Raw genomic sequence first — 11,866 nt, forward strand, 5'->3', positions numbered from 1 at the left:
CAAAAGGGTTTGCGGGTCACCGTCACGGCGAGGACGCCGTCGGGAGTCGCGTCCCTCGATTCGGACGGACTGCTGTCGGGTACGGATCGATCTCGGGATTACGCCGATCGACGCTCAAAACGAGACCGTCGTTGGATCGATTGGCGTCCGGTCGGAGTCCGGCGAACTCGAGACGGCGAACTCGTATCGGGGATCGACGTTGCCGTCGGTCAGGACGATTACGCTGTCCGCGAGCAGCGGTGCGATCACGCCTGCCGTGACGACTCGAGGGTCTGTAAGCGACTCGTGGATGACGACCCGATCGCCCGCCCCGATGCCGTACTCCTGGACGATCGTACGCGCGGCCGCGAGGACGTCGCCGTGGCTTACGGTTCGGTTGCCGTCGGTCAGGATCTCGGTGTCGGGATCGATCGACAGCGGCGGGAAGGAGGGGTTTTCGCTCCAGAGGCCGGCGTCGAAGTGATGAATTCCCGGTTCGTCGGGCGCGTCGCCGTAGCCGACGCGCTGGGCACCCCGCGGGAGGTCGTACCGGTCGGACTCGAGGTCGTCGACTGGGGCGACGAGCGCCCGGAACTCGTCGTCGTCCGCGAGATCCGTCGGGGGACCGAATCGGGTCCGTCCCTCGAGCAGCGTCGTCCCGAGGAACGCAAACAGCGCGAGCGGGCCCTCGCCGACGACGCCGACGGTGACGCCCTCGCGGACGCCCGCGTGCCGGAGGAAGTTGCCGGCCTTCCAGGACGTCGTACAGAACCAGTGGGCGTCGAACGACCGGCCCGTCGCGTCGATCAGTACCGTCCGTTCGTCGCGGCGGTCGCGGGCGAGCAGGTCGTCGACGGTCGCGACGGTCATACCTCGAGGTGCTCGCTCGGAGCAAAAAAGCACGCCGACTCGCGTCCGTTCGGGTGCGGTGACAACCAGTTACAGCAGACCGTATCATACGGACCGCGACGAGTCGGTACCGGTCGATCGCAGACCAACGAGCGGTCGACCGCCAATCAATCATCGCAGACCGTATCAATCGTCCGCAGCGGCCGGTTCGGCGTGGTCGATGTCGGTCCCGAGCACCTCGAGGAACTCTGCGAGCCACTCGGGGTGGTCGGGCCAGGCCTGCCCAGTCACGAGGGTTTCGTCGCGGGTGACGCCGTCGGCCCACTCCGCACCGCCGAGGCGGACGTCGGTCTCGAGGGCCGGATAGCCGGTACAGGTTCGCCCCTGGAGGACGTCCGCGGCGGCGAGTAGCTGGACGCCGTGACAGAGCGCGGCGACGGGTTTCTCCGCCTCGAAGAAGTGTTGGACGATCTCGAGTACCTCGTCGTACGTTCGGAGATACTCCGGCGCGCGCCCGCCGGGAATGACGAGCGCGTCGTACTCCTCGGGATCGATCGAATCGAAGTCGTGGGTCAGTTCGAAGTTGTGCCCCGGCTTCTCGGTGTAGGTCTGGTCGCCCTCGAAGTCGTGGACCGCCGTAGGACAGACGTCACCGGCCTCCTTTTCGGGACACACCGCGTGGACGTCGTGTCCGACCATCTGTAGCGCCTGAAACGGTACCATAACCTCGTAGTCCTCGACGAAGTCGCCTGCGAGGAGCAATATCTGTCGTTCTGTCATCGGAAACTCCACAGGTTCGATCAACGAGGACGGACTTAATTGTATCCCGTTTTACACGATTCGGTCCCCGAGAGATTCACACGCCTCGGCCCCAAACGACCGTCTCGCGAGTGCGCATGCGAGGAGTTCGGGTCACGACGGCGCCCGGAAACGAGAGTGCGAGAGTGTGAAATTCAGCGCCGACGATCGCACAGAGTCGCCTCGATCGGAACGACGGGAACCGACGAGAGTGAGGAGGCCCGCCGATCAGAACGCTCGCTTGATCTTCTCGAAGAACCCCTCTTTGATTTCGATCTCGTCGCCGCCGGCTTCGGCGAACGCCTCGAGGGCCTCGCGCTGTTCGTCGTTGAGCGACTGGGGCGTGACGATCTGGACCTGGACGTAAAGGTCACCCTGGCCGCGTCCGCGCAGGCGGGGCATGCCCTTTCCCTCGAGGCGGAAGACCTCGCCGCTTTGGGTACCGCGTGGAATCTCGAACTCCGCCGCACCATCGAGCGTCGGGACCTCGACGTTGTCGCCGAACGTCCCCTGCGGGAACGAGATCGGAAGCCGGAAGCGCAGGTCGTCGCCTTCACGTTCGAACTCCTCGTGGTCGCGGATCGCGACGTCGATGAGGAGGTCACCGTCGGGTCCGCCTTCGGGGCTGGGTGCACCCTCTCTCTCCATTCGGAGGGTCTGTCCGTCCTGGATACCGGGCGGAATTTCGACGGTCAGCGTCGTTTCGTTTCGCACGTAGCCCTCGCCATGACACTCGCTACACGTCTCGGAGTACAGTTTCCCCTCGCCCTCACAGCGAGGACACGTCGTCGTCTGCTGGACGCGGCCAAGCGGCGTCTGCTGGACCTGGGTTACCTGCCCCTGTCCCTGACACTCGGGACAGGTCCTGACGTCCGCGTCCGGAGGGTGGCCCTCGCCGTCACAGGCCTCACAGGTTTCCGGCCGTTCGATCGTAAACTGCTTTTCGGCACCGTCGAACGCCTCCTCGAGATCGATCTCGAGGCCGGTTCGGAGGTCCTGACCCTTTCGTGGACGGCGGCGTCCGCGGCCGCCACCGCCGCCGAACACCTGCTCGAAGATGTCGCCGAGACCGCCGCCCATGCCGCCACCGCCCATGCCGCCGAACGGATCGCCGCCCATGCCGCCGGCACCGCCAGATCCGGCGTCGTAGCCGTGTTTTTCGGCCTTCTCGTAGCGATCGTGTCCCATCCGGTCGTAGGCCTGGCGCTTCTCCTCGTCGGTCAGAACCTGTTTTGCTTTCTGGATCTTCTTGAACTTCTCCTCGGCGTCCGGATCGTCGCTGACGTCCGGATGGTACTCCGTCGCCTTCTCCCGGTAGGCCTGTTTGATCTCCTCGGCAGAGGCGTCTGGGCTCACGCCGAGAACGTCGTAGAAATCCTCGCTCATTCGTTGCCACACGGTAATCGGTTGATCCACTTGAAACGACCGTTCCCGAATGAACCCCGCTTCGACGGGCAGTGGCGGAATCTCCCCGGTGGCGCTTCCGGTGAAAGAAATGCCGTACGTTTGAGGGGATGCGCCCCCAACCGTCGCGCATGACCGAAGACCGGTACACGCTCGTCGGCGTCTACGTCTCGAGGCCCGTCTGCGACCGCCTCGGCGACTACCTGTACGAACGGGCCGGCGTCGTCGACATCGAGGAGTACTTCGACCCCGCAGCGTCCGGCGTCACGGTGGGCGATCCGGGAGCGGACGCGACCGACGACCTCCTCGCCGAGGTCGTCGCCGAGTTCGCATCCCTCTACGACGCCGCCGACTTCGACGCCGTGAATGCGGTCGATCCCGAGGATTTCGTTCTCACCCACCTGGCAGCCGAACCCAAAACCGTCGCGACCGCTCGCGAACTGTTCGAGGCGGCGGGGACGATCCAGAACGCCGGCCTCCGGACGGTACACACGGCGATCATCGACGCGTGGCTGGCCGACGCCTTCGGGGAATCCGATCGCCAGGTCGACGACTCGAGTGCTAGCGAGTGAGACGGGCTGGTAATTCGAAACCTGGGCGGGGGCGGGGCCCGCCCCGGCGTGAGAGACATGAGCTAACTCGAAGCGGGGGCGAGTCCACTTTCGAGCGATCCGGGCACGAACGCACGCAATCGGCTTGTCAGCACGGTGATGTCTGGGCCGAACGCATACCCGGCGGGGCCTTGTATCCCCGCGGGAGATTCGTCGGGTGCGTGCCCCATTGTTATGCGGGCGGTTGGTAGACAGTAGCAACCGTCCACCGTCGGCAAGGGACGTGTAACGTCCGTATAGTACGAAGCTACGAATCGGTTGGGACGACGTTCGAATCGATAGTGTCGACCTATAACCGCTCGGTATGGCTGGACGCGCCTGGACTCGACAACAACGATCGAGTTGTTGGTGTCGAGTGCGAGTAAGTGCATCTTCGAGGGCGAAACGACGGCGGTCGGGTCGTCAGGCGAGCGTCCGGTCGACGTACTCGAGGATATTTTCGGACTCCGCCATCGTGACTCCGCGGTCCTCGTCGACGAGTACCGGGACGGCGCGCTGTCCGGAGATGCGCTTGATTTCGTCGCGTCCGGAGTGCAACGCGGGGACCCACTCGCACTCGTAGTCGACGTCGGCCTCGTCGAGTCGATCGGAGACGGTTTCACAGTACGGACAGCCCTCGAGGGCATAGATCGTGACCATCGTACCCCGTCGTTGTTCACCCGGTCGGAAAGCGATACGGGTTCGAATTGTGATACGGTTTACTGTACGTCATCACCGCCGCTCCCGGATACCGGGTCCCGGGAGCGGCGGGACACAGGTACAGCAATCCGTATGAGAGAGTCCCGCACGTACAGGCGGTTCGAGGTGGTGGCGTCGGTATGGACGGATCCCGTTCGATCGCACCGATTCGGTCGGTATCGTTGGACTTGGGTACATCGGAACCACTGTTGGCGGCCAGTTTCACACCCACGAAGACGCGACAGTGAGCGCCCTCTGTGATCTCGATGCCGACACCCTCATCGGCACTGGGCGTACGTTCGACGTTCCACGCGAGCCAGTACACCGACTCCCTCGAGTTGCTCGAGAAGGAAGCGGCCGACCTGGACGCGGTGGTGATCGGAACGCCACACACCCTCCATCACGAGCAGATCGTCGCCGCGCTCGAACACGACCGCCACGTCTACTGCGACAAGCCCCTGGCGACCGATCTCGACGACGCACGCGACGTCGCAAACCGGGTCGAACGGAGCGATCGAACGCTGATGGTCGGCTACCAGCGCCACCTTCAGGCGGCGTTTCGGACGGCGCACGAGCGCTTTGCCGACCACGAGCCGACCTGGCTGACGGCGTCGATCACGCAGGACTGGATCGACTTCTCGAGCGGGACGTGGCGTCTCGTCCCCGAGCTCTCCGGCGGCGGATTCCTCTACGATACGGGGAGTCACGTACTGGACGGCGTACTCTGGACGACCGGACTCGAACCCGAGTCGGTCGCCGCGAGCATGGAGTTTGTCGACGACGAGCAACGCGTCGACGGGCGAGCACAGCTCGACGTCCGGTTTACGAACGGCGCGACGGGGGCGTTCTCGTTCAACGGCGACGCGCCGTCGGTCCGCGAACACGTACACCTCTGGGACGACGACGGTGCAGTGTACCTCGAGGGGACGCAGTGGGGCTCACGCGACGTCTTCGAGATCGACGCCGACGCCAACGAGTTCGTCCCTTACGTCGACCCGCGCCAGGATCCGCCTCGCGCCGACGCGTTTGTCGATAGCGTTCTCGAGGGGGCGGAGCCGCCGGCGACTGCACGAGACGCGCCGGGTGACGGCCCTACCGGAGGCCGCCTACGAGGCGGCTCGGACCGGCGAGTGGGTTCGAGTTGACCGATAGCTCGTGGGTACGCCGCGGATCTCGACCCATCCGGCAGCACCGCGATCCGACCGTACAGACGACCTCATCGACGAGGGAACCACGGGTGTGATCGTCGCTCTCTCGTCGGTACCACATCCTGAGAATCGGTAAGTAACTCCTTACACGCTCCATTTCGGCCAGCCAGCCCCGTTCTCCCGGAATATCGTCTCCGGGCGAGAATTCGACCGAGCGTCGTTTGTTTCCCAGGTAACACGGTATTACCTCCCGATCTGACCCCGAACGCGCGACGTATTGCACACGAGTGTGTGTTTCGTTAGCACGATCGCTGAACTGGCGGTAATCCAGCCGTAGAACCGGTTGCCCTCCCGTTACAAGCCGGATAACTACAACCGGTAGAACCTATCCGTCAGGTATGATCACCTGCACCAACTGTGACACCCCCCAGTTCCTGCAGATCACCCAGAGCCGCATCTACTTCGAGAACGGCGAGGTGATAAACGAGATATCCGAGACCTACGAGTGTACGCTCTGTGGGTCGACCGGACAGTACGTTTACGACGACGATCGGGACGAGGAGGTGGTCTCCGGCGACGTCGAACTCACGACCGAACGTCCGAAGTTCGCGTGACAGCCGATCGGGCCGTGGAGAGATCCCACACGGTACCGTCCCAAACGAGTGGGGGTATCACCGCCGCCCGATCTGCTCACGAATCGCTCGATTTCTGTCCTCCAACCGTTTCGCGTTCACTCGGCCTCGACCGATCGACCCCATCCTCACTCGAGCGACGTGGCGCGTGCTGGCGGCGGGTGATCGAAGATCGGCGTCGTTCGACGTCCCACTCCTCGAAGAGGCCGTACTCGGTCATCGTCTTCATCCCGGCGATCGCCGCGGTGAGTTTGATTCCGACGAGCGGAACGTCCGCGACCGAGACGATCACGTCCGCCCGGAGGATCGCACCGTCTCTAAGCAGAACGTCGAGTACATCGACGAGCGCCTCGTCGTCTTTTCTCGGTTTCATGATTGTGGAGAGCCGGTCGATTCGCCGTCACCCAGCTCCGGGGCGAAGGTGTACGGCGGCCACGGCCCGGTGAACCTGACCTCGAGTCCGTCGGTCGAGGCCACCTCCTCGAGAATCGAACCGATCGCGCCCTCGTTGTCTTCGTGGGCGAGCAGGGTGAGTCGACAGAGCGTTTCACCGCCGTTCTGGTCGGTATCCGAATCGGCTTCGTCTCCTAGCTCCGCCGAGAGCGATGCGGTGGGCGAGCGCTCGAGTGCGTGCACTTCGCGTGCCTCGGCCGTCAGGCGCTCTCTCACGTCGTCCGAAAGCGATTCCCGACGGGCCGCTCGCAACTCCGAGAGGCGACGGTCAAACTGCGTCTCGAGCAGGTGTGCCGTCCCCTCGCCGGCGTCGTCGATCCGGTCGCGAAGCTCCTGAAGCCGATCGTCGCGATCGAGCAACTCGTCGTCGTCGATCGGATCCGTCTCGACGACTTCGACGCGGTACTCCCAGTGGCCGGCGAGTTCCGAGAGCGCTCGCTCGAGGGTCTCTGACTCCTCGTCGAGCCAGGTTCGGACTGCCTCGTCGTCCCCGCGGAGAATCGTGTCGAACTGGAACGGAATCGGCGTCCCGAACGCTTCTCCGGCCCGGTCGACGACCAGCTGGTGGCGGACGAGCCAGCGTCTGATCTGCGCTATATCCGACGAGTCGTAGAGGCCGTCACAGCTGTGGAGGACGGCACCGATGCCGTTCTCGACGACGACCGAGACCGGTTCGTCGTCGACGCCTCTCGACTCGAGGCTCTCGCCGACGAACTCGCCCTCGTTCGCCCGAACGAGACAGTAGAGGTACCGACCCTCGTCGATCTCCGGCGGGCCGTCGGCTTCGGTCGCGGCGGACGGTGACTGCTGATTCGGGGCGTTCAGCTCCGTCTCCCGGTCGGGTACGCCGTCGTCGGTCACTCGCTATCACCTCCGAACACGGAGTAGCCGGGTGCCGACGCGACGTCTGGATCACCGCGAAGCTGCTCGATCGCGTCCGAGACGAGACCGTCGAGGTCGCCGTGGAGGTCATCGACGCTCTCCTCGATTCCTTCGTCGCGTTTGAGCTGATCGATCTCGGCTTCGATTCGGGCGAGTTGGCTCCCGAGACGTTCGACCTCCTCGTCGGAGAGTTCACCCGACTCCATGCGTCGAACTGCCTCCCGCTCTAAGGCGGCGATCAGGATCTCCACGACGGTGACGACCAGGGTGACGAGCCCGTCGCGTGCGCTTTCCCCGTCGCCGACGTCGATCTGTGTCACGCGTCTCCCTCCGTCTCCGCCGCGTTCGACCCTTCAGCCGACTCGTCCTCCGCGGATTCGCCCGCGTCGTTCGATTCTCCGTTCGAGTCCGATTGCCCCTCGGACCCGTCGCTATCGTCACTACCGATCATCTCGAGGCCGCCGCTCGTCGGCCGCTCGGGGTCCGGTCTCGCGCCGAGGCGTTCGGTTCCGCGGTCCGGGTGTTCGAAACTCGCCTCGTCGCCGCGGTTCTCGTCACCGTCGGTCGACTCCTCTGCGTTCTCGCTCAAGTCGGGGTCGTCCTCGATCCGGGTTTCGTCCGCGTACCGCTCGTCGGGCGTGACGTTTACGCCCCTCGTCGCATCGATAGGTGGTCTCGGCCGTTCCGTTTCGGCGAGTTCGGGCTCGTCGACCGCCGCCGCGACCCGACGCATGTCGGTCCCTTCGGGGAACTCGAGGCCGTACTTGGCGGCGGTTTCGAACGAGGCGATCGCGGCCCGAACCTGCACGCCGAGTAGCTGCGTGTCGCCGATCGAGACGGCGATGTCGGCGTTGATGACGATCCCCTTGTCGAGGAGCATCTCGACGACTTCGGCGAGGTCCGTCTTCTGGCGACTCGGCTGGAAGTCATCGACCACGCCGACCACCTCCGCCGATGGCTGGCTCGCCGACGAACGCCGAGCTGGGGACGCAACCGGCACATCGGATCTCCGCGAATCGCCCGCTGTTCGTGGGCCGGTTCGCGGTTCGAGGGGGGAAACCGGTGGTTCTCGGAACGGTGCGCCCGGCTCGAGTCGGTCGCGGTGGTGGATCAGTCATCGTCGTTTCTCCGTTTCTTGCGCTCGCGTTCGAAGCGCTGTCCGTAAATCCGCGTCCGGCTGGGTGCCGTCGAGAGCCGGACGGACTGGGGGACCGTCGCGTGTTTGACGCCGCTTCCGATCGCCGCCCGTTCGGTCGGCATCGTCGAGGCCGCCGTCGGATTTCGAGAGTTCGCGCTCGTGTCTCGGCGACGCATCTTCTCGCGGTTGAACTCGTACAGGCGTTCGAACGTCGCGTGGGTCTCGAGCAACGCCTCGCGGAACGCGTCGATCCCCTCCATCGCGCCCTGCTGGATGGCGACCTGGTAGGCCTCCGGGTCCTCCATCACGTCGATATCGCCGAGTGCGTCCGACGGATCGACGTCGTCGAGCAGGCCTCCGTCTCCGCCGAGTCCACTCTCGTCCGTCACTTCTGAGGCCGCCTGCTCGACGACGCCCGCATCGTCGCCGTCGTCTGCTAGATCGTCGACCGCCCCCTCGAGTTCGCGGCCCTCCTCAACGAGCGAGCCGAGATCGGAGGCGTTCCAGGCCGACAGCAGATCGATCGCCCGGACCAGTTCGTCGACCTCGACGAGTTCGTCGACGCCCGCATCGTCGTCCGCGAGCACTTCGGGAACGTTCCCGATCTCGACCGCCTCGAGCAGATCGTCCCCGTCGACGGCCTCCGGAAGGTCTCCGACGTCGACTGCGTCGATCAGCTCCACCGCCTCCGTCGCGACGGTCGCGAGCATCTCCAGATCGCCGAGCGTCGACTCGAGCGTCTCGTCCTCGAGATCCTCGAGGGGGTCCGTGTCGCCGAGGCGGTCCTCGAGCGCCCCGAGTCGCTCGGTCGCCTCCTCGAGGAGATCGCCGAACTCGTCTCGGTCCTCGGTCGCGGACGACTCACTCATCGTCGACCTCCGTGTCGGTGGTCTCGTCTCCCTCGACGTCGTCTGTCGCGTCGCTACCTGCGTCGTCTGTCACGTCGCCCGCCTCGTCGTCTGCTCTGTCGACCCCTGTGCCGTCTCTCCCCTCTTTCGATCCTGGCTCGACGCGAACCGTGAGAACGCCGTTTCTGATCCCCGCCTCGGCCGTGTGATCGCTCCAGGGGACCTCGATACGGTCGAGTTCGCGACCTTCGAGTCCGACGACGAGCGTGCCATCCTCGAATCCCACCGTCACGTCCTCGGGGTCGGCGTCGCCGACGTCCGCCGTCAGCAGGATTTCGTCGTCGTACCGACGCGTCGCCACCGACGGACGACTCGCCGACCGCTTTCGGGTGCGTTTTCCACGCGGTTCGTGATCGCGGCGATCTCGAGGGTGCCCCGTCGGTCCGCCGCCGGCGAGTGGGCCCCGACCCGGCCGCGACTCGTCGTCGACACCGCGGATCGAGAGATCGACGTCGAACATCGACCGTCCACCGCGTCGGCGAGTCGACGACGAACGATCTTCGAGTCCCTCGAGCGCCGACAACAGACTCGACAGCCAGTGGTCGTCGTCTTGCTCGTCGCGGTTGCGTTCGGTCTCGTCGTCCGGTCCACCGGGTCGGTCGTCGGGATCGTGATCGTCCTCGGTCATCAGGATTTCACCTCCACGCGACCGCTCGCGAGCCGTTCGTGGACCTCGCGGGCGATCTCGAGTTCGTCCTCCAGTTCCGCCTTCCGTCGCCGATACTCCTCTTCAGAGCGCTCGCCGAGTTCGTACAACAACTGATTTTCCTTGAGCTCGTCCTCGAGGCCGTCGACGTCGTACAGCTCGTCGAGGGCGATCGTGTGGATCGCGTCCACGATGCCGACGAACGGCCGAAACAGGAGATCGTCGAGGACGAACATGGTTATCGCTGAGCTCCGATGGTGACGTCGACGAAACTGTACGGTGCGAACGGACCCGTGTAGCGGACGACGAGGTCGTCTTCGTCCTCCTCGAGCCTCGCGATCGCCTCGTCGAACGCCTCGCGGTCCTCGCGATCGACGAGATACGAGCGGTTCAACACGAGGCGGTCGCTGAACAGGTCGTTCGCGACGGATTGTGCGGCGATCGGCTCGAGTTCGTCGGCGATGCGCTCTGTGACGGCGTCGGCGTCGACGTCGGCGTCTTCCGCGCGGACGATCTTGACGCCGAGTTCGACGCGACCCTCGACGTCGTTCAGCGCGCGCCTGAACGCCGGGAGTGCGCCCCTGAGGACATTCTTCAGCGCCCGATCGCTCTCGAAGGCCATGCCGAACTGCATCGGGACGACCGCTCGACCGTCCCCGTCGTTCATGATCCGTCGAAGCACCTCGTCGTGGCGTGTAGCGTCCTCGTCGGTCTCCTCGGGATCGGTGGTGTCGATGTCGGAGACGACCGCGCCGAGTCGGCGATGTGAAATCGTGTAGACGACGCTCGCGCCGCCGACGGCGTCCGTTTCGAACTCGACGGGATCGCCTTCGACGACCCCGTAGACGTACCGGTTGGTCACCGGGAACGCACCCCGGTCGTCGCGTGCTGTTCGGCGACCGTCTCGAGGCGTCTAGATCGTGTCCGTATCATAGCGTGTGGGTTCCGAACCCGGAGACCGCACTCGCGGGTCTCGAGGAACTCGTCGGCGATGATTCGACGGCGCGGCCGGTGGTCGTACTGCTTGCAGTCGCAGTCTCCGTTTCCGGCACGGATCGAGACGACTGTCGGCGACGCGGTGATCACGAACGACGCGTGGTGGTCTCGAGTGCGAACGTCGACGAACGCGGTCCTCAGGACGAGACGTCCGCGGCCGTTCGGTCCGTTCGCTGGGTGGACCCGTAGATGCTTACCAGCGCGAGCACTGCGATCAAAACGCCGAGGACGACGGTGGCCCAGAACAGCAGTCCCTGCTCGACGCCGAGGACGAACGGGGAGGCGATCGCCCACAACCCCGCAAGGACGACGACGGCTGGTGGGGCGATACGCGGCAGACGGCCACCCGACGGAACCGCCGCGGTGTACGCCGCCGCGATCGCGACGACCGCGCCGGTTATCACGTTGTTGACGATGATCCACCCGAACCCGGTGAGAAATATCCCCGAGATCACCAGCAGGAAGCCAAATCCGGCCGCGAGTCCGGCCGTCCGCTGTGCTATCGGCGACGTTCCGGCGGCCGGCGTCCGATCGCTCATACCCTGGATACGGCTGCGACCGGACTAAAACTGGTGCAGGCAGTTCTCGGGTCCCTTTGGTGGTGCGCTCGAGGCTGGATTTCGGTCGAGTCCCGTTCCAGTGCGTCCAAGGCTGGGCCTCGATCGAGTCCCGTTCCAGTGCGTCCGAGGCTGGGCCTCGATCGAGTCCCGTTCCAGTGCGTCCGAGGCTGGGCCTCGATCGAGT

The 11,866-nt window shown here is 65.2% G+C and carries 16 protein-coding genes and 1 pseudogene; 3 read left to right on the plus strand and 14 right to left on the minus strand.

Translation table 11 applies throughout. The features are described from left to right. Positions 1-114 precede the first annotated feature (114 nt). The 3 genes from GRS80_RS07875 to dnaJ all read right to left on the minus strand — a co-directional run bounded on the left by GRS80_RS07875 (position 115) and on the right by dnaJ (position 3,012). The gene (locus GRS80_RS07875) at positions 115-849 is read right to left on the minus strand and encodes a hypothetical protein (protein WP_160047070.1); all 735 of its coding nucleotides are present in this window, start codon (positions 847-849) and stop codon (positions 115-117) included. Positions 850-1,014: 165 nt separating this feature from the next. Next, positions 1,015-1,608, minus strand: a complete 594-nt coding sequence (locus GRS80_RS07880) for a DJ-1/PfpI family protein (RefSeq protein ID WP_160047071.1) — start codon at positions 1,606-1,608, stop codon at positions 1,015-1,017. 246 nt (positions 1,609-1,854) lie between these two features. Next, on the minus strand, positions 1,855-3,012 hold the full coding sequence (gene dnaJ / locus GRS80_RS07885; protein ID WP_160047072.1) for a molecular chaperone DnaJ: 1,158 nt from the start codon (positions 3,010-3,012) through the stop codon (positions 1,855-1,857). A 149-nt stretch (positions 3,013-3,161) separates the two neighbouring features. On the opposite strand from dnaJ, the gene GRS80_RS07890 reads away from it, so the two are divergent. Then, complete coding sequence (locus tag GRS80_RS07890; RefSeq protein ID WP_160047073.1) at positions 3,162-3,602, plus strand: hypothetical protein; 441 nt, start codon at positions 3,162-3,164, stop codon at positions 3,600-3,602. A gap of 441 nt (positions 3,603-4,043) precedes the next feature. Here the strand turns inward: GRS80_RS07890 and GRS80_RS07895 are convergent, their stop codons facing one another. Next, entirely contained in the window at positions 4,044-4,280 is a 237-nt protein-coding gene (locus tag GRS80_RS07895) for a glutathione S-transferase N-terminal domain-containing protein (RefSeq protein ID WP_149081295.1), read from the minus strand. 187 nt (positions 4,281-4,467) lie between these two features. On the opposite strand from GRS80_RS07895, the pseudogene GRS80_RS07900 reads away from it, so the two are divergent. Continuing rightward, positions 4,468-5,471: pseudogene (locus tag GRS80_RS07900) on the plus strand (Gfo/Idh/MocA family oxidoreductase). Between the two features lie 394 nt (positions 5,472-5,865). Continuing rightward, entirely contained in the window at positions 5,866-6,081 is a 216-nt protein-coding gene (locus GRS80_RS07905; protein ID WP_149081294.1) for a hypothetical protein, read from the plus strand. 76 nt (positions 6,082-6,157) lie between these two features. Here the strand turns inward: GRS80_RS07905 and GRS80_RS07910 are convergent, their stop codons facing one another. From GRS80_RS07910 to GRS80_RS07955, 10 genes are all read right to left on the minus strand, one after another. Continuing rightward, on the minus strand, positions 6,158-6,472 hold the full coding sequence (locus GRS80_RS07910; RefSeq protein WP_160047074.1) for a gas vesicle protein: 315 nt from the start codon (positions 6,470-6,472) through the stop codon (positions 6,158-6,160). Next, complete coding sequence (gene gvpL / locus GRS80_RS07915) at positions 6,469-7,377, minus strand: gas vesicle protein GvpL (RefSeq protein WP_160047140.1); 909 nt, start codon at positions 7,375-7,377, stop codon at positions 6,469-6,471. Before gvpL ends, GRS80_RS07910 begins: the two co-directional genes overlap by 4 nt. A 32-nt stretch (positions 7,378-7,409) precedes the next feature. Next, on the minus strand, positions 7,410-7,754 hold the full coding sequence (locus GRS80_RS07920; RefSeq protein WP_343161495.1) for a gas vesicle protein K: 345 nt from the start codon (positions 7,752-7,754) through the stop codon (positions 7,410-7,412). Continuing rightward, on the minus strand, positions 7,751-8,371 hold the full coding sequence (locus tag GRS80_RS21005) for a gas vesicle protein (RefSeq protein ID WP_343161496.1): 621 nt from the start codon (positions 8,369-8,371) through the stop codon (positions 7,751-7,753). Before GRS80_RS21005 ends, GRS80_RS07920 begins: the two co-directional genes overlap by 4 nt. 173 nt (positions 8,372-8,544) lie before the next feature. Then, positions 8,545-9,441: a hypothetical protein gene (locus tag GRS80_RS07930; RefSeq protein ID WP_160047075.1), complete on the minus strand. Its 897-nt coding sequence runs from the start codon at positions 9,439-9,441 to the stop codon at positions 8,545-8,547. Continuing rightward, on the minus strand, positions 9,434-10,108 hold the full coding sequence (locus GRS80_RS07935; RefSeq protein WP_160047076.1) for an Hsp20/alpha crystallin family protein: 675 nt from the start codon (positions 10,106-10,108) through the stop codon (positions 9,434-9,436). Before GRS80_RS07935 ends, GRS80_RS07930 begins: the two co-directional genes overlap by 8 nt. After that, a complete protein-coding gene (gene gvpF / locus GRS80_RS07940) occupies positions 10,108-10,362 on the minus strand; it encodes a gas vesicle protein GvpF (RefSeq protein WP_149081289.1) in 255 nt (84 codons plus the stop codon). Before gvpF ends, GRS80_RS07935 begins: the two co-directional genes overlap by 1 nt. A 2-nt stretch (positions 10,363-10,364) precedes the next feature. Further along, entirely contained in the window at positions 10,365-10,988 is a 624-nt protein-coding gene (locus GRS80_RS07945; RefSeq protein ID WP_343161497.1) for a GvpL/GvpF family gas vesicle protein, read from the minus strand. Next, a complete protein-coding gene (locus GRS80_RS07950) occupies positions 10,985-11,212 on the minus strand; it encodes a hypothetical protein (RefSeq protein WP_160047077.1) in 228 nt (75 codons plus the stop codon). The genes GRS80_RS07945 and GRS80_RS07950 overlap by 4 nt, the downstream gene beginning before the upstream one ends. Before the next feature lie 47 nt (positions 11,213-11,259). Next, positions 11,260-11,661, minus strand: coding sequence for an SPW repeat protein (locus GRS80_RS07955; protein WP_160047078.1), 402 nt, complete (start codon positions 11,659-11,661; stop codon positions 11,260-11,262). Between the last annotated feature and the right edge of the window lie 205 nt (positions 11,662-11,866).

Origin of the sequence: Natrialba sp. INN-245 (assembly GCF_009807105.1) — an archaeon.
Lineage (GTDB): Archaea > Halobacteriota > Halobacteria > Halobacteriales > Natrialbaceae > Natrarchaeobius > Natrarchaeobius swarupiae.